Annotated in this window: 22 protein-coding genes and 3 tRNA genes; 17 read left to right on the top strand and 8 right to left on the bottom strand. The window is 67.7% G+C overall.

Features of this window, described 5'->3' with window-relative positions; genetic code table 11:
• Positions 1-11: 11 nt before the first annotated feature.
• Positions 12-1,304 (bottom strand): MFS transporter, encoded by a 1,293-nt coding sequence (locus tag QN315_RS17325; RefSeq protein WP_323990642.1) that lies wholly within the window; start codon positions 1,302-1,304, stop codon positions 12-14.
• Between the two features lie 199 nt (positions 1,305-1,503).
• Between QN315_RS17325 and QN315_RS17320 the strand changes: the two genes are divergently transcribed.
• The 6 genes from QN315_RS17320 (at position 1,504) to QN315_RS17295 (ending at position 3,291) form a co-directional block, all read left to right on the top strand.
• Entirely contained in the window at positions 1,504-1,872 is a 369-nt protein-coding gene (locus QN315_RS17320) for a tRNA-binding protein (protein ID WP_323990641.1), read from the top strand.
• Positions 1,872-2,351 (top strand): xanthine phosphoribosyltransferase, encoded by a 480-nt coding sequence (gene gpt, locus QN315_RS17315; protein ID WP_323990640.1) that lies wholly within the window; start codon positions 1,872-1,874, stop codon positions 2,349-2,351. The genes QN315_RS17320 and gpt overlap by 1 nt, the downstream gene beginning before the upstream one ends.
• Before the next feature lie 137 nt (positions 2,352-2,488).
• Positions 2,489-2,565, top strand: a tRNA-Pro gene (locus QN315_RS17310).
• Between the two features lie 51 nt (positions 2,566-2,616).
• Positions 2,617-2,922 carry an ETC complex I subunit gene (locus tag QN315_RS17305; RefSeq protein WP_323990639.1) on the top strand — a complete coding sequence of 102 codons (306 nt, stop codon included), beginning with the start codon at positions 2,617-2,619 and terminating at the stop codon, positions 2,920-2,922.
• A 132-nt stretch (positions 2,923-3,054) separates the two neighbouring features.
• Positions 3,055-3,131, top strand: a tRNA-Arg gene (locus QN315_RS17300).
• A gap of 70 nt (positions 3,132-3,201) precedes the next feature.
• A tRNA-Ser gene (locus QN315_RS17295) sits at positions 3,202-3,291 on the top strand.
• Between the two features lie 151 nt (positions 3,292-3,442).
• Here the strand turns inward: QN315_RS17295 and QN315_RS17290 are convergent.
• Positions 3,443-4,348, bottom strand: coding sequence for a LysR substrate-binding domain-containing protein (locus tag QN315_RS17290; protein ID WP_323990638.1), 906 nt, complete (start codon positions 4,346-4,348; stop codon positions 3,443-3,445).
• A gap of 120 nt (positions 4,349-4,468) precedes the next feature.
• Here QN315_RS17290 and QN315_RS17285 point away from each other — a divergent pair, with 120 nt between their 5' ends.
• The 4 genes from QN315_RS17285 to QN315_RS17270 all read left to right on the top strand — a co-directional run bounded on the left by QN315_RS17285 (position 4,469) and on the right by QN315_RS17270 (position 6,853).
• The gene (locus tag QN315_RS17285) at positions 4,469-4,891 is read left to right on the top strand and encodes a DoxX family protein (RefSeq protein WP_323990637.1); all 423 of its coding nucleotides are present in this window, start codon (positions 4,469-4,471) and stop codon (positions 4,889-4,891) included.
• A gap of 45 nt (positions 4,892-4,936) precedes the next feature.
• Complete coding sequence (locus QN315_RS17280) at positions 4,937-5,809, top strand: NmrA family NAD(P)-binding protein (protein WP_323990636.1); 873 nt, start codon at positions 4,937-4,939, stop codon at positions 5,807-5,809.
• Positions 5,810-6,034: 225 nt separating this feature from the next.
• Positions 6,035-6,367, top strand: coding sequence for a hypothetical protein (locus QN315_RS17275; RefSeq protein ID WP_323990634.1), 333 nt, complete (start codon positions 6,035-6,037; stop codon positions 6,365-6,367).
• A gap of 111 nt (positions 6,368-6,478) precedes the next feature.
• Positions 6,479-6,853, top strand: a complete 375-nt coding sequence (locus tag QN315_RS17270; protein WP_323990633.1) for a VOC family protein — start codon at positions 6,479-6,481, stop codon at positions 6,851-6,853.
• Between the two features lie 167 nt (positions 6,854-7,020).
• On the opposite strand, the gene QN315_RS17265 is transcribed toward QN315_RS17270, so the two are convergent.
• From QN315_RS17265 to QN315_RS17250, 4 genes are all read right to left on the bottom strand, one after another.
• Positions 7,021-8,292: a DEAD/DEAH box helicase gene (locus QN315_RS17265; RefSeq protein ID WP_323990631.1), complete on the bottom strand. Its 1,272-nt coding sequence runs from the start codon at positions 8,290-8,292 to the stop codon at positions 7,021-7,023.
• 241 nt (positions 8,293-8,533) lie between these two features.
• The gene (locus QN315_RS17260) at positions 8,534-9,463 is read right to left on the bottom strand and encodes a BadF/BadG/BcrA/BcrD ATPase family protein (RefSeq protein ID WP_323990629.1); all 930 of its coding nucleotides are present in this window, start codon (positions 9,461-9,463) and stop codon (positions 8,534-8,536) included.
• Positions 9,460-10,065, bottom strand: coding sequence for a methionine biosynthesis protein MetW (gene metW, locus QN315_RS17255; protein WP_176639522.1), 606 nt, complete (start codon positions 10,063-10,065; stop codon positions 9,460-9,462). Before metW ends, QN315_RS17260 begins: the two co-directional genes overlap by 4 nt.
• Before the next feature lie 3 nt (positions 10,066-10,068).
• Entirely contained in the window at positions 10,069-11,268 is a 1,200-nt protein-coding gene (locus QN315_RS17250) for a homoserine O-acetyltransferase (RefSeq protein ID WP_323990628.1), read from the bottom strand.
• 360 nt (positions 11,269-11,628) lie between these two features.
• On the opposite strand from QN315_RS17250, the gene QN315_RS17245 reads away from it, so the two are divergent.
• Positions 11,629-12,060, top strand: coding sequence for an OsmC family protein (locus QN315_RS17245; protein ID WP_323990626.1), 432 nt, complete (start codon positions 11,629-11,631; stop codon positions 12,058-12,060).
• Positions 12,061-12,196: 136 nt separating this feature from the next.
• Positions 12,197-14,110 carry a transketolase C-terminal domain-containing protein gene (locus QN315_RS17240; RefSeq protein WP_408904546.1) on the top strand — a complete coding sequence of 638 codons (1,914 nt, stop codon included), beginning with the start codon at positions 12,197-12,199 and terminating at the stop codon, positions 14,108-14,110.
• Between the two features lie 141 nt (positions 14,111-14,251).
• On the opposite strand, the gene aroC is transcribed toward QN315_RS17240, so the two are convergent.
• Complete coding sequence (aroC, locus tag QN315_RS17235; protein ID WP_323990621.1) at positions 14,252-15,334, bottom strand: chorismate synthase; 1,083 nt, start codon at positions 15,332-15,334, stop codon at positions 14,252-14,254.
• 18 nt (positions 15,335-15,352) lie between these two features.
• Positions 15,353-16,192, bottom strand: coding sequence for an enoyl-ACP reductase FabI (gene fabI / locus QN315_RS17230; RefSeq protein ID WP_176639527.1), 840 nt, complete (start codon positions 16,190-16,192; stop codon positions 15,353-15,355).
• Positions 16,193-16,437: 245 nt separating this feature from the next.
• Between fabI and pdxH the strand changes: the two genes are divergently transcribed.
• From pdxH to cysC, 5 genes are all read left to right on the top strand, one after another.
• Positions 16,438-17,040 (top strand): pyridoxamine 5'-phosphate oxidase, encoded by a 603-nt coding sequence (gene pdxH / locus QN315_RS17225; RefSeq protein ID WP_323990619.1) that lies wholly within the window; start codon positions 16,438-16,440, stop codon positions 17,038-17,040.
• Positions 17,041-17,138: 98 nt separating this feature from the next.
• Positions 17,139-18,023 (top strand): universal stress protein, encoded by an 885-nt coding sequence (locus QN315_RS17220; protein WP_176639529.1) that lies wholly within the window; start codon positions 17,139-17,141, stop codon positions 18,021-18,023.
• Positions 18,024-18,243: 220 nt separating this feature from the next.
• Entirely contained in the window at positions 18,244-18,927 is a 684-nt protein-coding gene (locus QN315_RS17215) for a phosphoadenylyl-sulfate reductase (protein WP_408904659.1), read from the top strand.
• A 58-nt stretch (positions 18,928-18,985) separates the two neighbouring features.
• A complete protein-coding gene (cysD, locus tag QN315_RS17210; RefSeq protein ID WP_176641178.1) occupies positions 18,986-19,780 on the top strand; it encodes a sulfate adenylyltransferase subunit CysD in 795 nt (264 codons plus the stop codon).
• Between the two features lie 24 nt (positions 19,781-19,804).
• Entirely contained in the window at positions 19,805-21,685 is a 1,881-nt protein-coding gene (gene cysC, locus QN315_RS17205) for an adenylyl-sulfate kinase (RefSeq protein ID WP_323990616.1), read from the top strand.
• Positions 21,686-21,728 lie beyond the last annotated feature (43 nt).

Below are 21,728 nucleotides of genomic sequence, written 5' to 3'. Positions count from 1 at the left end.
ACCGCAACACCTCAACCGGGCCGCAGATCGCTCAGCCGATCCAGCCGCCGCAGCGCCGGAAACAGCCGCATCCACACCACCGCGACCACCACCGTCCCGACCCCGCCCAGCACCACGGCCTCCACCGGCCCGACCAGACTGGCCAGCATGCCGCTCTCGAATTCGCCCAACTGGTTCGACGACCCGATGAACAGCGTATTCACCGCCGACACCCGCCCGCGCATCTCGTCGGGGGTGCGCAACTGCACCAGCGCGCCGCGCACCACCATGCTCAGCACATCGGCCGCCCCCAGCACCGCCAGGGCCGCGACCGACAGCGGCAGCCAGGTCGAAACCCCGAACAGAATGGTGGCGAAACCGAACACCGCCACCGCGACGAACATGCGCCGCCCCGCATGGCGCTGCAGCGGCCGCCGCGCCAGGATCAGCCCTCCGGCCAGCGCCCCCAGCCCCGGCGCCATGCGCAGCAGCCCCAGCCCGACCGGCCCGGCATGCAGGATATCGTCGGCATAGACCGGCAGCAGCGCCGTGGCCCCGCCCAGCAGCACGGCGAACAGGTCCAGCGAAATCGCCCCCAGCATCTCGGGGCGCGCACGGATGAAGCGCAATCCGCCCAGCAGCGTCTCCATGGTCATCGGCCGCCGCGCCGGCGCCGTACCGGTCAGCGCCATCCGGTACGTGGACAGCGCCGCCAGACCGAACCCCGCGCCGCACACGGCATAGCAGAACCCCGCCCCGCCTCCATAGAGCAGCCCGCCCACCGACGGCCCCATGATCGCGGCAAACTGGAACAGCGAGGACGACAGCGCCGTCGCGCGCGGAAAGATCGCCGCCGGCACCAGCGCCGGCAGGAAGGTCTGCTGGCTGGGCATCTCGAACACCCGCGCCGTGCCGAACAGCACGACCATGCCGTAGATCACCCCGGGCGTCAGCCAGTGCCCGAACGAACCCGCCGCCATCACCAACGCGCCGCACGCCTCGACGATCTGGCAGGCCACGGTGATCGCCCGCCGGTTGAAATGATCCGCCGCATGCCCCGCCACCAGGATCAGGCAGACCATCGGCAGGAACTGCGCCAGCCCCACCCAGGCCAGCGCCCGCGCGCTGTGCGTCAGCATATAGATCTGCCACCCCACCGCCACCGCCTGCACCTGCGCGGAAAACGAGGACAGCAGCCGCGCCGACAGAAAGGCCGCCAGCCCCGGATGGGCAAGCAACGACAAGCGCGGCACGGTCGCATCCAGGGGAACGCCCCCTCCCGCAGGGCCGCGGGACAGGGTCTTCAGGTCGGCTGGCTCAGGCATGATCCCACGACCATAGAGCGCGATCGTCCCCGGTTGAAGCAACCCCGACCCCAAATCGCTCTCTGCGCCCGAAAAAACCGCGCGCCGCCGCGCCACGAAAGTTTTGCCAAATGGCAACGATCCGGGCAAAAGGCGCTCCATGAAGGGAAACACCGCTCTCGGCTCTCTGGACGGACCGCTGCGCACGGATCGCCGTCCCATGACGGACGCCCCCCACGCCACGGACACGCCGCGCCCCGATATCCGCCCCGATATCCGGGTCGGCACGATCACGGATGCCAGGCCGTCGGCCGCGGCGTCCGGCCCGGGCTACGGGCCGCCGGGCTGCCAGCTCTGGATCGATTTCGGCCCGCGCATCGGCGTCAAGCAGTCCACGACGCACCTGTCGGCCCGCTACACGCCGGAAACGCTGATCGGGCGCCAGGTCTGCGCCGTCATCAACGTCCCCCAGCGCCAGATCGGTTCATGCTACAGCGAAGTCCTCACCCTCGACATGCCCGACAAAAGCGGCGAGGTCCTGCTGATTCGCCCCGACCATACCGTGCCCGATGGAGGAATGCTGTTCTGATGGCCACCAACTACGCGACCGTAACCTGGGACCAACTGCACCGCGACGCGCGCCTGCTCGCGGAAACGCTGATGCCGCGCGGCCCGTTCAAGGGCATCGTGGCGATCACCCGCGGCGGCCTGATCCCGGCCGCCATCATCGCCCGCGAAATGGATTGCCGGCTGATCGAGACGATCTCGGTGGTGACCTACGATGAAGAGCACCAGGGCAAGCCGAACGTCGTCAAGGCCCCGACGGCGGCCGGCGACGGCGAGGGTTTCCTGATCGTCGACGACCTGGTCGATTCGGGCGTGACCGCGCAGCTCGTCCGCCAGCTCCTGCCCAAGGCCCTGTTCGCCTGTCTCTACGCCAAACCCTCGGGCAAGCCCCTGACCGACCTGTTCGTCGTCGAGGTCCCGCAGGACACCTGGGTGCTGTTCCCCTGGGACACCGCGCCGCTCTTCGTCCCGCCGCTCGCCCGCAAATCCGACGCCGCCTGAACGCGCCCGGCCCCACCACCACAGGGCCGCACGCGGCCACCTTGTCCTCCCTTGCCCCCCCCTCGGGCGAAATTTTCGCCCGACCGCCTGCCAGACCGCTTGCCAGACCGCCCAATGCCTCATAGCTTCCCCGGGTTCGGGGCGTGGCGCAGCCTGGTAGCGCGCGTGTTTTGGGTACACGAGGCCCCCGGTTCGAGTCCGGGCGCCCCGACCAGCGGGAAGACGCAGCGGAAGCACGCGGCGAAAGAAAAGGGGATCTCATTCCATGCGGGCCCGAATCTATCAGCAAGCCAAGACCGCCACCCAGTCCGGCCAGGCCAACACCCATGAGTGGATCCTGGAATACGGCCAGACCCAGCCGCGCCGGCAGGACCCGCTGATGGGCTGGACCGGCAGCCGCGACACCAGCGCACAGGTCCGCCTCACGTTCCCCGACCGCGAATCCGCCGTCGCCTACGCCGGCCGCCACGCGGTGCCCTACGATTTGGAACTCCCCACCGCGCGCGTGCGCAAGCCCAAGGTCTACGCCGACAATTTCCGCTACGACCGGGTCCAGAACTGGACGCACTGAACTGGACGAACGGAACCCAAGGCACTGAACCGGACGAACGGAACCAGACGCCGCGAACTGGACGCCCCGCCCCCTTTCTGGCACATCAGACCCACCGTCCGCCCCACCGGCGGACGCGCCGCCGACAGGCACGCGCCCTTAGCTCAGTTGGATAGAGCAACAGCCTTCTAAGCTGTGGGTCGCTGGTTCGAATCCAGCAGGGCGCGCCACACGCTCCACGGCCGTTCCACCGCCCGACCTATGGACACCCCCCGAAAACCGGGATAAGCGAGGTGCCAAGGAGAGGTGGCCGAGCGGTTTAAGGCAGCGGTCTTGAAAACCGCCGTGCGTGCAAGCGTACCGTGGGTTCGAATCCCACCCTCTCCGCCATCAAAATATAGCGTAGTACAGCGTGCCAAAGATGGCTGGGTCATAGGATCGGCGTTCTTTATGCCGCTTGCTGACAGCCGCGTTCTCGGCTGCCATGCCCCCGTCCTCGCCGTTCCCGGGCAAAGAGAAGAGTCGTCCCGAAAGCCGCCATCTATTCCAGATACGGCGTCAGCACATCCTCGATCCATTTCATGAATGCACGAACTCGACGCGACAGATTGCTCCGATGCGCTACGACGAGGGACACGGCGATCGGCTGGCGACGAAAATCGGGCATGATCTCCACAAGCGCTCCATTCTCCAAGTATTGGCCAATCCCCAAGAGTGGCGCCTGAATCACGCCAAGGCCGGCGAGGGCAGCGGCATCGTAGGTCTGCGCGCTGTTGACGTGCAGCGCACCTGGCAACTGAAGCGTCGCGTAGCTGTCGCCGTCCGGATATTCCCATCCATAGGGTCTTGCGCCCAGCGTCGTCGAAAAATGAATTGTCCGATGTGCCTGACGCTGGAGATCTTCCATCGATCGAGGGACGCCATAGCGCGCCAGATAGGCGGGACTGGCAGCGTTGACCATACGCAACAGGCCCAGCGGGCGGGCAATCAGCGTCTCGTCCCTTATGGGTCCAAGCCGCAATACACAGTCGAACCCCTCTTGAACCAGATCGACTTGCCGATCCGTACTCGACATCTCCAATTCCAACTCGGGGTGAGCCGCCATGAAATCCGGCAAGGCCGGCACGATCGTCGTGCGCGCCACCTCGGTCGGAAGATCAACCCGTAAACGCCCGCGAAGTGCTGCGCGGTCCCCTGCGAACATCGCGTGTAGGTCATCGACTTCAGCAAGCAGATCGCGGGCACGGGCATGAAATGCGCGCCCGTCCTCCGTCAATTGCACGCTGCGCGTCGTGCGGTGCAAGAGCCTGACGCCGACATCTTCTTCCAGCTTCCGGACCGCCGTTGAAGCCCTTCCCTTCTGAATGCCCAGGCTGTCGGCCGCGCGAGTGAAGCTCCCCATTTCCGCTACCGTTATGAAAATGAGGATGGGTTCGAGATTCTGCATTTTCGTACCCCGGAATTGTTCTCCAAATAGAGAACAGTGCGTTCATTTTGTCGATATTTATCATGAATAATAGATACAGTATGTTTCGAACATGGAGATGCCTCCATCGGAGAATGACAAATGTCCGAAACCATGAACCTGCATCGGTCGCCTGAAACCATGACCGTGCATCGCGCCCAGTGGGCCGGCCGGATCATAAGCGCGCTTGTCGTTATCGCTCTGACGGCAGACGGCACTATTCAGCTTTTTGCGCCGGCACAGATCGCAAGCATGTTGCAGGAAACCGGGTTCGCGATGGACCTGACCCGTGTTGTGGGTCCGATCATACTCTTCTCCGCCATCCTTTACGCCATCCCGGCCACCGCCGCCCTCGGCGCGATCCTGGTGACGGGCTTTTTGGGAGGTGCCATCTGCGCCCATGTCCGCATCGGTGAACTGGGGTCGCCGCCGGAAATCATTTCCCTGCTTCTGGGCGCGATGACATGGGGCGGCCTCTACGCGCGCAACCCCCGTATCCGGGCCGTTCTGCCGCTCATCCATTGAACCGACAGGGCCAGTGCTCTGTCCCCTAAGATCGGGAGAAAACGCATGTTTTTAGTCATGGGAATCACGGGGAAAGTGGGCGGCGCTACGGCAAAACATCTGCTGGCACATGGCAGGACAGTACGTGCGCTCGTCCGCAATCGCGAGAAGGCGGCCAATTGGGCGAACCTGGGCGTCGAACTGGTAGACGGCGATTGGAATGACCCGACAGCCATCGAGCGGGCACTTGAAGATGTCGAAGGCGCGTTTGTCATGTTGCCGGCCGTATGGGCACCTTCGCCGGACTTCGCGGAAGCCAAGGGCGTGATCTCGAACTATGTCGAGGCGCTGACCAGAGCCGCGCCGCCGCGGGCGGTCGCCCTTTCGTCGATGGGTGCGAACAGGACCAGCGGGCTCGGGATGATAACGGCCTTGTCGCTTCTGGAGCAAGGTTTTCGCGACCTGACATCCCCAATCGCATTTGTGCGCGCAGGCGGCTTCTTCGAAAACTTCCTCTACGGCTTGCAGGTCGCACAGGGTGGAACGCTGCCGGTCTACTACAATCCGACAAATCGGAAATCGACCATGGTCGCGACGAACGACATCGGCGCGGAGGTCGCAACCCTTTTGACCGGACCAGCCTGGTCAGGACAACGCATCGTCGAACTCGGTTCAATGGTCAGCGCGGATGAAGTCGCGGAGCAATTGGGTGAAGTCCTAAGTCTCGACGTGAAAGCCTTTGCAGTCCCGCGTGCAGGGTGGGCGGAAGCGTTCGAACAGCTCGGCATCCCGAAGGGCCGCACCGGACCTGCCGAAGAAATGTTTGAAGCCGTGAACACGGGATGGATGGACCTCGAAGCCGGGGATACGGAGCACGTAGCAGGTACAACGTCCGCACGCGACGTCTTCGCGGCGGCTCGGAACGTCGACAAAGTGTAAGTCCGGGACGGGTCAGGCACGAGCCAGAGACTGCCGGCTTATGCCTCGGACGCATCGTAGGAAGCTCCTTAGCTGACCAGCCGCTCCCCCTTTTGACCGACATAATTGTTCCGCCATTGACCAGCCGCCTTCCCGCCCGACACACTACCCGCCCACGCAACGATAATCGAGGCCCCCTCCCGAAGCCCGCACCATCCACCCGCACCCGATGGAGTCCAGACCACGATGGCCCCACGCCTGTCCGCCCCGCTCGGCGCCGCGTTGCTCGCCTCCGCCACCCCCACCATGGCCGCGCCCCCGACCGCCTCCCCCACGCCCGCGCCGGTCCGGGAACATCTCGTCGTCGTCGGGAACAGAACCTACACGCCGGCACCCGTCCCCGACATGTCGCGCCCGCCGCCGAAGGACGACGATTCCGGCATCCCGCTGGGCCCCCTGGGCAAATTCCGGCTGGGCGGCACCCAGGACCCGGACCACGACCCCGTCACCGGAACCTGGCTGGCCCCTTTCGGCACGGCTTACGAGACCTCCAACCCCCTGTCCCAGCGCCACCAATAGGGGTCGCCCCCTTGTGATCCGGGGTACCGTCAGAACGGCGCGACGATCCGCCAAGCCGCGCGCGACCATGATAGATTATGTGGAAACGGGACCGAAAACTGGAGGAATGACATGCTCGATCATGTCGGCATCGGCGTTTCCGATTTTGGCCGCGCCCAGGATTTCTACGACCGGGCCCTCAAGCCCCTGGGAATCGACAGGCTCCACGGGGACAACGCCACTTTCGCGGGCTATGGCGAGGCACCCAAGCCCATCTTCTGGATCGGCCATGAGCAAGGATCGCCGGCCCGGACCCATGTCGCATTCACCGCCGCAGACCGGCAGAGCGTGGACCAATTCTACAGCGCCGCACTGGCCGCCGGCGGCCGGGACAACGGGCCGCCCGGCCTCCGGACGCAATACCACCCCGATTATTACGGCGCCTTCGTCCTCGATCCCGACGGCCATAATATCGAGGCCGTCTGCCACAAGCCCGCGGCCCCCTGACCGCGCCGGCAGCCCCCGCCAAAGACGGCGCTTTTGGAAAACCTGTTACTTATCAATGAATCGGGGGCTAAAGGTCCACGTGCCCCCACGGGTCGAGGGCAGCGCCTCGCGCCACCCCGTCACGATCCGTACCGGACAGGCCGGACCAGCCGGCCTGTCCCGGAGCATCACGCCACCCGGCGCGCCCCGCCGCGCTGGCCGCCACCCTGGCGTGCCTGATGGCGCCCGCCACCGCCGCCGCCCCGGCCGCGCCCACCGCCTCCACCCAGCACGGGCGGCTTCTGCGTCGAATTCTGGGCCGCGTCGGAATGGAACGGATGCTCCTGCACCACCGGGACCTTCTTGCCGATCGCCTTTTCGATATCGCGCAGCCACGCCCGCTGCTCGGCATCGCACAGCGACACCGCCCAGCCGTCCCGCCCGGCGCGCGCCGTACGGCCGATCCGGTGGACATAGCTCTCCGGCACGTTCGGCAGGTCGTAATTGAACACGTGCGTCACGTCGTCGACATCGATGCCGCGCGCCGCGATATCGGTCGCCACCAGCACCTTCACCGCGCCGGAGCGAAAGCCCGACATCGCCCGCTCGCGCGCGCCCTGCGACTTGTTGCCGTGGATCGCCTCGGCCACGATCCCGTTCTCGTTCAGGAACGCCGCGACCTTGTTCGCCTCGTGCTTCATCAGCGTGAAGACGACCGCCCGCTCCACCTTCGGCGAGTCCACCAGCAGGCGCAGCGCGTCGCGCTTCTTCTCCGTGTCCACGAACATCACCGCCTGGCGGATCCGGTCCACCGTGCTCGACGGCGGGGTGACCTGCACCGTCGCCGGGTCGCGCAGCAGGCTATGCGCCAGCTCGGCGATGCTCTTGGGCATGGTGGCCGAAAACAGCAGCGTCTGCCGCTCGCGCGGCAGTGCCGCGACGATCCGGCGGATATCGCGGACAAAGCCCATGTCCAGCATCCGGTCCGCCTCGTCCAGGACCAGGACCTCCAGCCCCGCCAGGTCGACATGCCCCTGGCCCATCAGGTCCAGCAGGCGCCCGGGGGCGGCCACCAGCACGTCCACCCCGCGCCGCATCGCCTCGACCTGCCGCCCCTGCCCCACGCCGCCGAAGATCACGGCATGGCTCAGCCGCATATGCCGGGCATAGGCCTTGAAACTCTCATCGATCTGCGACGCCAGCTCGCGCGTCGGCGCCAGCACCAGCGCCCGCGCCCCCTTGGGGTGCGCCCGGCGCGAATGGGTCAGCAGCCGGTGCAGGATCGGCAGCGCGAAGGCCGCGGTCTTGCCCGTGCCCGTCTGCGCCAGGCCCAGCAGGTCCCGCCCGGCCAGCAGGTGCGGAATCGCGCCGGCCTGGATCGGCGTCGGCGTCGTGTATCCTTCCTCGTTCAGCGCGCGCAACAGCGGCTCGGCAAGCTGAAGATCGGCAAATGTGGTCATGCAGCGCCTCCCGGCACCTGGGAAAGGCCGGACGCCACACGACAGGATGGGCTTCCGGAATGATTTTTTGGAAAATACGAAACACGGTTCGCGCCCCCGCAACGCAGGGCACGCTGTCATTCACCGCAAGCCGTCAGGAAAGGAAGATGCTCTTGTCCGTCCAATGCGTGCCCCCCGCGTCCAAAGGCACGTGCGTCCAAGTCAGCAAGCCGGACAGGCGCGGTCCGTCCACGGGCGGCTTCTAGCCGCTCGTCCCCTCCGCCGCAAGTCCTTTTCCGGCGGCGCTGTCCCCATGCAGCCGCCGCGCCAGCCACAGCGCGCCCTCGATCGCGCTCCCACGGGGCCGCGCCAGCCCCTCGCGGCTTTCCGCCGGCAGATAGGGCTCCAGCACCTCGGCCAGCCCGCCCAGCAGGCAGCAGGGCAGGCCGCGAAACCCCTCCGCGTCGCACAAGGCCGCCCGCAGCAGCGCGATCTCCGCGCCGGCCCGGCCCAGCAAAGCCCGCGCCTGCGCGTCCCCGTCCTCTGCCGCCGCGACCACCAGCGGCGCCAGCCGGCCGAAGCCCGCCGCCCCCATCCGCACGGCCCACAGCATCGGATCGCCGCCCTCGGACGCCAGGGCGCGCCAGATCCGCTCGACCAGCGCCGAACCCGGCACCCGCCCGTCCTTGGCCCGCAGCATCAGCCGCACCGCCTCCAGCCCGATCCAGGCCCCGCCGCCCTCGTCCCCCTGGGGGAATCCCCATCCGCCGACCCGGCGGACGCGCCCGCCGGCCAGGGCGAAGCCGACCGTTCCGGTCCCCACGGCCACGACCGCCCCCGCCGCCCCGCCATGCGCGCCGACACAGGACGTATAACCGTCGGTAACCAGGTCGATCCGGTCGAACAGCGCCGGAAACGCCAGGAACCGCTCCGCCGCTCCAGGCACCTCGGCCCCCGCCAGCCCCGCCCCGGCGATCAGATGGCACGACGACCGGGCCAGCCCCGCCTGCGCCAGCGCCGCCGCCAGGGCATCACCGACCGATCGCCAGCCCTGCGCGGCATCGGTCGCGATATTGGCCGGACCACCCTGCCCCTCGCCCAGCATCACCCCCTCCGGCGTGACCAGGCGCAGCCGCGTCCCCGTGCCGCCCCCGTCGATTCCGGCCAGCAGGCGCACCACGCCCTCGGTCACCGGTCCTGCCGCCGCAGCAAAAACAGCGCCTGCTCGCCGAACAGATTGGCCAGCCGGATGGACCGGCGCCACGGCGCCCGCTCCCCGTCCTCGTCCACCGCCATCCATTCCTCGACCACATATCCTTCCTCGCGGCACAGCATCAGGAAATCCAGGATCGTGCAGGGATGGATGTTGGGCGTCTCGTACCACGGCGTATGCCACACCGCCGTCATCGGCATCCGCCCGCCCAGCAGCAATTTCAGCCGCAATTGCCAATGCCCGAAATTGGGGAAGGACACGATGGCATGCCGCCCGATGCGCAGCATCTGGCGCAGCACCTCGCGCGGCCGCTCCACCGCCTGCAGGGTACGCTGCAGCACGACGTAATCGAACGCATGCTCGGGATAATGCGCCAGGTCATGGTCCGCGTCGCCATGCATCACCGGCAGCCCATGGGCCACCGACCGCGTGACCTCCTGCATGTCGATCTCGATCCCCTGCGCGTCGCACCTCCTGGTACGGAACAGGTAATCCAGCAACGCCCCGTCGCCGCTGCCGATATCCAGCACGCGGGTGCCGGGCCGGATCATCTCGGCGATCAGCCGCTGGTCCAGGCGCATGGCTCAGCCGATCCGCGCATGTTCGGCGGCGCCGGACAAGAATCCGCGCACCGTCCGGTCGAAATCGGGCTCGTCCAACAGAAAGGCGTCATGCCCCTTGTCGCTCTCGATCTCGACGAACGACACGTTGGCCGCCGCCCGGTTCAGCGCCCGCGCCAGCGACCGCGCCTGCGTGGTCGGGAACAGCCAGTCCGAGGAAAAGGACACGATGCAGAACCGCGTGCGCGTCCCCTGGAAAGGCCGCGACAGGTCCCCGTCATGATCGGCCCCGAGATCGAAATAATCCATCGCCCGCGTGATCGTCAGATAGGAATTGGCATCGAAGCGCCGCACGAAGGACGACCCCTGGTGCCGCAGATAGCTCTCGACCTCGAACATCTCGCCGAACAGCGACAGCGGATTGGCCGGCCCGTACGGATCGCGCCGGGTGCGCCGCCCGAATTTCCGGGTCAGCGCCTCTTCCGACAGGTACGTGATGTGCGCCATCATCCGCGCCACCGCCAGCCCGCGCGCCGGAATCGCCTCGCGCTCCCAATACCGCCCGCCATGCCACTCCGGATCGGCGAAGATCGCCTGGCGGCTGACCTCGTTGAAGGCGATGTTCTGCGCCGAGTGAAACGGCGAGGTCGCGATCGGCATGGCCGCGAACACCATGTCGGGAAAGGTCGCCGCCCATTCCAGCACCTGCATCCCGCCCATCGACCCGCCGATGACGGCGAACAGCCGCGCGATCCCCAGCCGGTCGATCACCAGCTTCTGCGCCCGCACCATGTCGCGGATGGTAATCGGCGGAAATTCCGTCCCCCAAGGTTCCACTCTCCGGGGTTCCGGTTTCCGGGGTTCCCCTTCTCGGGGTTCCAACTCCACGCCGCCGCGCGGCGAACGCGGGCCGGTCGAGCCCATGCACCCACCCAGCACGTTCATGCAGATGACGAAGAACCGGTCGGTATCGATCGGCAGCCCCGGCCCGACCATCCGGCTCCACCAGCCCGGCTTGCCGGTCAGCGGATGCCGCTCCGCCAGATACTGATCGCCCGTCAGCGCATGGCAGACGATGATCGCATTGTCCCGCGCCGCCGACAGCGTGCCATAGGTGCGATAGGCCACCTGCACCGGCGCCAGATGAACCCCGCATTCCAGGTGCAGCCCTTCGGGGAACAGCATGTGCTCGTGCTGAAGCGGGGCAGGCAGGGTCTGATCCATCGCGTGGGCCGACATTCCGACAAAAGAGGGACAGCAAGGGCGCAGGCTGCGTCCTATGACACCGGCGCCCGCCACGCGCAACTGTCTGGGCGCAACTGCCTGGACCACCGCCGTCCCGGATCGAATGGCCTCGATCTGGCAAGACGGGCAGATAAGACGGGCAAATAGGACGGGCCCAATCGGGCCGCATCCCCGCCCCTGCCCCGCTTCACCGCATCGTGTGCGCCCCACCCGCTTCCGCCCCTGCCGCGGCGGGCTATGCTCGCCCCCGGCCGGGGCACCCGCCGCCCCACCGGCAAAGCGGAAACAGCCCGGAGAACGGCCTGCGACCAACCGGGCAAGCTGCAAGGAACCGACCCGATGCGCATCACCAAATACGGCACCGCCCACTGGGCCGGCGGCCTGAAGGACGGCAAGGGCACCGTCTCCACCGAAAGCGGCGCGCTGTCGGCGCAGCCTTACGGCTTCAACACCCGCTTCGAGGGCGTGGCCGGCACCAACCCCGAGGAACTGATCGGCGCCGCCCACGCGGCCTGCTTCGCCATGGCGCTGTCGGCCATCCTGGGCGAGGCCGGACTGACCGCCACCGCGCTGGATTCCAAATCCGTCGTCACTCTGGAAAAACAGCCCGACGGCTTCACCGTCACCGGCGTCCACCTCACCCTCGCGGCCACCATCCCCGGCGCCACCGAATCCCGGTTCCAGGACCTCGCCGCCAAGGCCAAGGCCGGCTGCCCGATCTCCAGGCTGCTGAACGCCCCCATCACGCTGGAAGCCACCCTGAGCACCTGAGGAGCCCAGCACGCGGATACCCGCCTGGGGCGACCCGGCGGGCAAGTCCAGCATTCCGCGCGACGCAACGGCACGCGACGTGCGGTGTTTCCCTTATGATCGTCATGTATGGTCGTCATGTCCGGAGAGAAGTCCGATGTCGAACGACACGTTCCCGATCGATCTGGGTCGCCTGAAGCCGCTGCGGCTGGACCCCAGGGTCCCGACGCTTTCCGACGAGGCGAAGGCGGTGTTGAAACACAATATCCAGATCTGCCGCGACGCCATTGTCTTCTTCACCGCGCTGGCGGGCGCCAAGGGCCTGGCAGGTCATTCCGGCGGTCCGTACGACACCGTCCCCGAGGTGATGATCGTGCGGGCTTTCATCGCCGGCGGCGCGCCGATTGTTCCGGTCTTCTACGACGAAGCCGGCCATCGGGTGGCGACCCAGTACCTGTTGAGCGTGCTGAACGGCGACATGCCGGCTGAAAAATTGCTTCATTATCGCGAATACGGCAGCGGCCTGCCCGGCCATCCGGAGAAAGAACTGACCCCGGGACTGGCGTTCAGTTCGGGTCGCCTGGGCCATCTCTGGGCCTTCTGCAACGGCGTCGCCATGGCCAACCCGGGAAAATCCGTTATCCTGCTGGGATCGGACGGCAGCCAGATGGAAGGCGACGACGCCGAAGCCGCGCGCCTGGCCGTCGCGCAGGGGCTCAATATCAAACTCCTCATCGACGACAACAATGTCACGATCGCGGGGCATCCCCAGGAATACATGCCCGGCTACGACCTGACGCGCACCCTGGCGGGGTATGGCCTGACGACGGAAACGACGATGGGCGAGGACCTCGAGGCACTGCATGTCGACCTCTGCCGGGCTTTCGACAATCCGGCGCCGCATGCCGTCGTCATCAAGCGCCCGATGGCGGTGGGGATCGGAAAAGTCGAGGGCGACATCCACGCGCACGATGCCCTGAAGACGGACGTGGCGATTGCCTATCTCGAAAACCGGGGCGGCTATGACGACGCGATCGCCATGCTCAAGGCGGCGAAGCCCGACAAGAGTCCGCTCACCTATCGCGGCTCGTCGGGCGAGGGGAAGAACCGGGACGATTTTGGCAAAGTCGTCAACGAGATCCTGGATGGCATGGACGAGGAGACCCGCAGGGCCAGCGTGCGGGTATTCGACAACGACCTCGAAGGGTCCTGCGGCCTACATCACATCAGGAAGAAGCATCCCGAGGTGTTCATAAAGGCCGGGATCATGGAGCGGGGCAATTTCTCGGCCGCCGCGGGCTTCGGATCCAGCGAAGGAAAGCAGGGAATTTACGCGACCTTCAGCGCATTCCTCGAAATGATCGTCAGCGAAATCACCATGGCGCGGCTGAATTTCGCCAACGTGCTGGCTCACTTCTCCCATAGCGGGGTCGACGAGATGGCGGACAACACCTGCCATTTCGGCATCAATTCGATGTTCGCCGATGGCGGGATCAGGCCGCTTCACGGCGAAGACGCGACGCGCCTCTATTTCCCGGCGGACCAGTATCAATTCTCCGCCTGCGTGAAGCGCATATTCAAGGATCCCGGGCTGCGGTTCGTTTTCAGCAATCGGGCGGCCGTGCCGGACATCCTGGCTGAGGATGGCAAGCGGTTTTATGAGGGACGCGCCTTCGCGCCGGGTATCGACGACCTGGTGCGGGAAGCGAAGAACGGCGGCGGCTATGTGGTCAGCTTCGGTGAAACGCTCTACCGCGCCCTGGATGCGGTCACCGGACTGCGAGAGGACGGCATCGATGTCGGGCTCGTCAACAAGGCGACCTTGAACGTCGTCGACCCCGCGATGATGGCCCGGCTCGCCAAGGCGCCCTGGATATTGGTCGCCGAGGGCTGGAATGTGAAAACCGGCCTGGGCAGCCGCTTCGGCAGCCACTTGCTGCAGGCGGGCTTCCGGGGACGGTACAATCACATCGGCGTCCACATCGAAGGCTGCGGCGGCCTCTGGCAGCAGCAAGGCAACCAGGGCCTGGATCCCGACGGAATTGCCAGGGCCATTCGCGCGCTGGCTTAGGGCATCATCCGACCGGATGGGCCCGCCCGGTCGGATAAAGATGCTCGCCAAAACAATGCGCCAGAGCCAGATCCCGTTCAAGCGGGTGGCGCTCCAGCATCGCCTTCCCATCCAGGGCGCGCCGCAGCGCCCGGCACGGGTTCAAGGCCAGGATTTGCCGGTCTGGGCGCGGTGGCGGAGAGCATGATCCGCCAGCACGCAGGCCATCATCGCCTCGCCCACCGGCACGGCGCGAATCCCCACGCACGGGTCGTGCCGCCCCTTGGTCATCACGTCGACATTCTCGCCGCCGCGCGTCACCGAGGCCACCGGGGTCAGGATCGAACTGGTCGGCTTGACGGCAAAGCGCGCCACCACCGGCTGGCCGGTGGAAATCCCGCCCAGAACGCCCCCGGCATGGTTCGCGCCGAAGGTCAGGCGCCCATCCTCCATGCGCATCGGATCGGCGTTTTCCTCGCCGGTCAGCGCGGCGGCGGCGAACCCGTCGCCGATCTCGACCCCCTTGACGGCGTTGATGCTCATCAGCGCCATCGCCAGGTCGGAATCCAGCTTGCCATAGATCGGCGCGCCCAGCCCCGCCGGCACGCCCTCGGCCACGATCTCGATCACCGCGCCGGCCGACGACCCCGCCTTGCGCACCGCCGAGAGATAATCCTCCCACACCGGCACCATCGCGGCATCGGGGCAGAAGAACGGGTTGCCCTCCACCACGTCCCAGTCCCAGCGCGCCCGGTCGATCCGGTGCGGGCCGATCTGCGTCAGCGCGCCGCGAATGCGCACGCCCTCCCCCAGCACGATGCGCGCCACGGCTCCCGCCGCCACCCGCATCGCCGTCTCGCGGGCCGAGGACCGGCCGCCGCCGCGATAATCGCGAATCCCGTATTTCAGGTCATAGGCCACGTCGGCATGGCCGGGCCGGTACCGCTCGGCAATGTCGCCGTAATCGCGCGACCGCTGGTCGGTGTTGCGGATCAGCAGCGAAATCGGCGTCCCGGTCGTCCGCCCCTCGAACACGCCCGACAGAATCTCCACCGCGTCGGGCTCCTGCCGCTGGGTGGTGAATTTCGACTGGCCCGGCCGGCGCCGATCCAGCCAGGGCTGGATATCCGCCTCGCCCAGCGGCAGCAGCGGCGGACAGCCGTCGACGACGCAGCCGATCGCCGGCCCGTGGCTCTCCCCCCAGGTCGTCACCCGGAACAGATGGCCGAAACTGTTGTGCGACATGGGGACCTCCCGCCGCCGTCAGTCGCCCGAGACGGAAATATCGGGCGCCGACGGATTCTTCATACCCACGATATTGTACCCGGAATCGACATGGTGAACCTCGCCGGTCACGCCGCCCGCCAGGTCGGACAGCATGTACAGGCCGGCCCCGCCGACCTCCTCCAGCGCCACGTTGCGCTCCAGCGGCGCGTTGTACTGGTTCCATTTCAGGATATAGCGGAAATCGCCGATCCCGTTGGCGGCCAGCGTCATGATCGGCCCGGCCGAAATGGCATTCACCCGGATACCGTCCCGGCCCAGGTCGGCGGCCATATAGCGCACCGACGCCTCCAGCGCCGCCTTGGCCACACCCATCACGTTGTAGTGCGGCATCACCCGCTCGGCGCCCAGATAGGACAGGGTCAGCATCGACCCGCCCGCCTTCATCAGCCGCGCGGCCCGGCGCGCCACCGCCGTGAAGGAATAGCACGAAATGTCCAGCGCGGTCAGGAACGCCTCGCGCGGCGTGTCGACATAGCGCCCGCGCAGATACTGCTTGTCCGCCCACCCGATGGCATGGACCAGGAAATCCAGCCCGCCCCATTCCTCCTCGATCCGGGCGAAGGTCGCGTCGATCGCCGCGTCGTCCCCCACGTCGCACGGCAGCACCAGGCTCGACCCCACCCGCTCGGCCAGCGGCCGTACCCGCTTGCCCAGCGCCTCGCCCTGATAGGTAAAGGCCAGCTCGCCGCCCTGGGCAGCCACCGCGCTGGCGATCCCCCAGGCGATCGACCGGTCATTGGCCACGCCCATGACAAGCCCCCGCTTGCCCTTCATGAGGGTGCCGGTGGCCGGGACTTTGGACGTTCCATCTGACATGGTAGGATATCCTATGGGTTGGAGGGGGTTGGAGGGAGCATGATCGGATCGGCGCCGTGGTTGCACAAGCGGGCGCGCGCGACAAGATCCGAGGAAACGCGCGCCGCCGGTTTTGCCGGCCCCGTGGCACGGATCCCCCGGCGCACGGCTCCGCCGTGGCAAGGCCTCCCCGGGGCCGGCCCGCGGAACGAACCGACACGACACGCAACCTGACATACCAGATATAACGGAATGGAAACGACGCCATGACCGCCGCGCTGATCGACCTGGGATCGGACCCTTTCGCCCTCTTCGCCGCCTGGATGCAGGACGCCGAGCAGGCCGAACCCAACGACGCCAACGCCATGGCCCTGGCGACCGCCACGCCGGACGGCCGCCCGTCGCTGCGCATGATCCTGCTCAAGGGCGCCGATGCGCGGGGCTTCGTCTTCTATACCAATCTCGAAAGCCGCAAGGCCGGCGAACTGGCCGAAAACCCGCAGGCCGCCCTGCTGTTCCACTGGAAGAGCCTGCGCCGCCAGATCCGCATCGAAGGCACGGTCCAGCCCGTCACCGAAGCCGAGGCCGACGCCTATTTCGCCAGCCGCTCGCGCATCTCCCGCCTGGGCGCCATTGCGTCCGACCAGTCGCGCCCCCTGGCCGACCGCGCGATCTTCGAGGACCGCCTCGCCGCGCTCCAGGACCGCTATCCCGAAGGCGCCGCCATCCCCCGTCCCGCGAACTGGTCCGGCTTCCGCCTGGCGCCCGACCGGATCGAATTCTGGCAGGATCGCCCCCACCGCCTGCATGATCGCGCCGTCTGGCTGCGCCGCGACGCGGGGTGGGAGGTCACGCGCCTCTATCCCTGATCCCCGTTCCTCTGCTCTTATCTCAGCCTGTGCCCAGGATGCCGTTCGCCAGGTCCTCGTTCCCGGGGCCGCGTTCATAGGATGACGGAGACATGCACTTGAAAATCATACAGAAAATCCTTCTGCCTCTGAACGGAACCTCCAATGCCGAAGGCGCCCTGACCACCGGCCTGCTCTTCGCCCGGCAGTTCGGCGGCCATATCGCAGCACTCCATGTCCGCGCCGACAGCCGCGAGGTCGCGCCGCTGGCCGGCGAGGGCCTGTCCGGCGCGATGGTCGAGGAAATGATGTCGGCGGCCGAGCGCGAGGGCGCGCGCCGGGCTCTCTCGGTGCGCGAGGCATTCGACCATTTCACCCTGCAGAACGGCATCGCCGTCACCGGCCCCATCCCGCCCTTCCACGGCAACCCGACCGGCACCGCCACCGCCAGCTTCGTCACCATGACGGGCCGCGAGCACGAAGTCGTGACCTACCGCGCCCGCCTCTCCGACGTCACGATCGTCGCCCATCCCGATTCCGGCGAGGAAGTCTCCTCCTCCGAGACCCTCCACGCCATCCTGTTCGACAGCGGCCGCCCGGTGATCATCGCGCCGCGCCAGGTGCCGCAGACCGCCGGCCGGCGCATCTGCATCGCCTGGAACGGCACTGCGGAAGCCACCGCCGCCCTGCACCACATCCTCCCCTGGGCCGCCGAGGCCGAGGCCGTGCGCATCCTCTATTCCGCCGACTATCAGCGCCGCGGCCCCGAAGCCCGCCATGCCGCGGAATATCTCGCCATTCACGGGATCGAGGCCGACCTGCTGGAATTCAGCAATCCCGACGAAACCGTCGGCGCCAACCTGCTGGCCGCCTGCCGCGATTTCGGCGCCGACATGCTGACCATGGGCGCCTATTCCCACTCGCGCCTGCGTCAGTTGATCCTGGGCGGCGTCACCCGCCACGTCCTGGAAAACGCCGAACTGCCGGTGCTGATGAGCCGCTGATCCCGCGATGGCGGCCGTCCCTTGCCGGTCCCGTCCGCCAACGCCCGCCGCATGGGGGCCATGCCGATTACTACATCTTCATGACGTATATTCCGCTTGAATATCCGCGATAGAGGCATTAGATCGGCCAAAAGCACGAACATTTTTCGTGCAATAGGGAATGTGGATCGTGACCGTGGAGATAGACCAGACGATCATCGACGCCATCGTGCAGGCCGGGGTGCAGGCCGGGGCGCAAGCCGGGGCGCAGGCAGATGCACAGGCCGGCGGCACGTCCGCCATCCTGCGCGCCGCGCTCACCGGCCCGCTGCGCGGGCGCATCGCCCTTGTTTCGTCCTTCGGCTCGGAATCCGCGGTGATGCTGGCCTTCGCCGCCGACATCGACCCGGCGGTCCCGGTGCTCTTCCTCGAAACCGGCCAGCATTTCCCCGAAACCCTGGCCTATCGCGACCAGCTCACCGCCCATCTGGGCCTCAGCGACGTGCGCAGCCTCCGCCCGGCCGAGCGGCAGCTCCAGGACCGCGACCCCCAGGGCCAGCTCTGGGCGTTCGACCCCGATGCCTGCTGCGCCCTGCGCAAGGTCGAACCGCTGGACGAGGCGATGATCCCCTTCGCCGCCTGGCTGACCGGCCGCAAGCGCGCGCAGGCCGCCACCCGCGCCCAGTTGCCGATCGTCGAGCGCGCCCGGGACGGCCGGCTCAAGATCAACCCGCTGGCCCACTGGACCCCGGCCGAACTGGATGCCGAGATGACCCGCCGCGCCCTGCCCCGCCATCCGCTGGCCGGCCTGGGCTACAGGTCGATCGGCTGCGCCCCCTGCACCCGCCCGGTGGGCGAAGGCGAGGATGCGCGCGCCGGCCGCTGGGCCGGCCTGGCCAAGACCGAATGCGGCATCCATGCCTGACGCCACACCCGGCACCGCCCGCCACACCCGTTCACCGCGCCTGAAAGAATCCCCCGTCATGGACGATCTCGACCAACTCGAAGCCCAGAGCGTTTACATCCTGCGCGAGGCGTACCGGAAGCTGAAGCCGCTGGCCATGCTGTGGTCGCTCGGCAAGGATTCCAACGTCATGCTCTGGCTGGCCCGCAAGGCGTTCCTCGGTCGCGTGCCGTTCCCGGTGATGCATGTCGATACCGGTAAGAAATTCCCCGAGATGTACCGTTTCCGCGACGAATACGCGCGCAAATGGGAACTGGAGCTGCTGCTGGGCGAATGCCCCCCGGTCGAGGAGATCGACCCGACCCTGCCGCCGGCCGCCCGCTCGGCCGCGCGCAAGACGGCCGGCCTCGCCGCGATGATCGAGAAATACAAGCTCGAGGGCGTGATCGCCGGCATCCGCCGCGACGAACAGGCCACCCGCGCCAAGGAACGCATCTTCAGCCCGCGCGGCTCCAGCCACAAATGGGACGTGCGCAACCAGCCGCCCGAATTCTGGGACCAGTACGCCACCCCGCATGAAGAGGGCGTGCATATCCGCGTCCACCCCCTGCTGGCGTGGCGCGAGATCGATATCTGGCGCTATATCGAGCGCGAGGGCATCCCGCTGGTCGATCTCTATTTCGCCAGGAACGGCAAGCGCTACCGCTCGCTAGGCGACCAGGACATCACCAGCCCGATCGACAGCGACGCCGCCACGGTGGCCGAAGTGATCGCCGAACTGCAGACCACCCGCACGTCCGAACGCGCGGGCCGCGCCATGGATCATGAATCCGAGGACGCGTTCGAGCGTCTGCGCGTCGCCGGCTATCTCTGACCCACGGACGGACCGAGGCAAATTATGAGCATTGATATCGCGGCCCGTCAGGATGCGGCCACCCCCATCGTCATCGTGGGCCATGTCGATCACGGCAAATCGACCCTGATCGGCCGCCTGCTGCACGATACCGACAACCTGCCCGAGGGCCGGGTGGCGCAGATCGTCGAATCCTCCAAGAAGCGCGGCCTGAAGATCGAGTGGAGCTTCCTGCTCGACAGCCTGCAGATCGAACGCGACCAGGGCGTGACCGTCGATTCGACGCGCATCCCCTTCCATCTGGACGCGCGCCAGTTCGTCATCGTCGACGCGCCGGGCCACCGGCAGTTCCTGCGCAACATGATCACCGGCGCCGCCGATGCCGAAGCCGCGGTCCTGGTCGTCGACGCGGCCGAGGGCGCGCAGGAACAGACGCGCCGCCATGCCATGCTGCTGCGCCTGATCGGCATCCGCCACGTGATCGTGCTGATGAACAAGGTCGACCTGCTGGAGTACGACCAGGCCCGCATCGCCGAATCCGAACGCGCGGTCGCCGCCCTGCTCCGCCAGCTCGACATCGAACCCAGCCTGTTCGTCCCCGCCTCGGCGCGCGAAGGCGACAATATCGCCGCCCGCTCGCCCCATATGGGCTGGTACCAGGGCCCGACCCTGACCGAGGCCCTGGCCCAGGTCCCCGCCCCCTCGGGCCGCGCCGACCTGCCGCTGCGCCTGCCGGTGCAGGACGTCTACCGCTTCGACAACAAGCGCGTGGTCGCCGGCCGCATCGAACGCGGCCGCGTCACCGTGGGCGACAGCCTGGTGATCGGCACCCACGGCACGGTGGCCCGCGTCGCCTCGATCGAAAGCTGGCATGCCGCGCCGCAGATCTCCGCGGTCGCCGGCCAGTCGGTGGCCATCACCCTCGAACCGGACGTCATCCCCGACCGCGGCGACCTGCTGCACAGGCCGGACGCGGCGCCGGTCCGCGCGGCGCGCATCCGCACCCGCCTGTTCTGGCTGCGCCAGGAACCGCTGCGCGTCGGCGAGAGCTTCCGCCTGCGCCTGGCCACCGCCGAACATCAGGTCACCGTGGCCTCGATCGATTCCGTGGTGCGCCTCGACGATCTGACCGAACACGCCGCCGACCACGTCCCGCCCGAGGGCTTCGCCGAAATCACCCTGGCGGCGTCGGAAAGCATCCTGTTCGACCCCTTCGCCCCCGGCACCACCGACGGGCGCGGCGTGCTGGTCGACCGCAACCAGCGCATCGTCGGCGGCGCGCCGCTGATCGGCCCGGCCGCGATCGCCACCGGCACCCGCGCCATCCACCCGACCGACAGCACCGTCTCGCTGTGGGACCGCGCCCAGGCGCGCGGCCATCGCGGCGGCGTCTTCTGGATGACCGGCCTGCCCGGCGCGGGCAAGAGCACGATCGCCCGCGCGGCGGAATCCCGCCTCTTCGCCCAGGGGATCGACGTGTCGGTGCTCGACGGCGACACGCTGCGCGCCGGCCTGTGCGCCGATCTCGGCTTCTCCGAAGCCGACCGGACGGAAAATGTCCGCCGCGCCGCCGCGGTCGCCCGCATCCTGGCCGAAACCGGGCAGGTCGTGCTGGTCGCGCTGATCTCGCCGCGCACCGCCGACCGCGACCTGGCGCGCCAGGTCGTCGGCGAGGGGTTCCAGGAAATCTTCGTCGATGCCGACCAGGCCGTCTGCGAATCCCGCGACCCCAAGGGCCTCTACGCCGCGGCGCGCGCCGGCCGCATCACCGGCTTCACCGGCATCGACGCGCCCTATGACGTGCCGGAAAACCCCGACCTCCGCCTGGCCACCGGCCAGGGCAGCGTCGCCGAGACCGCCGACCGCCTGGCCGCCCACGTGGCCGGCACCGTGCTGCTGGGCGATGCCGCCCGCCGCCGCTCGTAAACCGCGCCGCCGCCCCGCTTCGCCGGGGCGGCGCAGCCTGGAC

This window comes from Nguyenibacter sp. L1 (genome assembly GCF_035199985.1).
Lineage (GTDB): Bacteria > Pseudomonadota > Alphaproteobacteria > Acetobacterales > Acetobacteraceae > Gluconacetobacter > Gluconacetobacter vanlangensis.
Note: the sequence above shows the minus strand (reverse complement) of the source record. Positions and strands in the feature narration are given on the sequence as shown.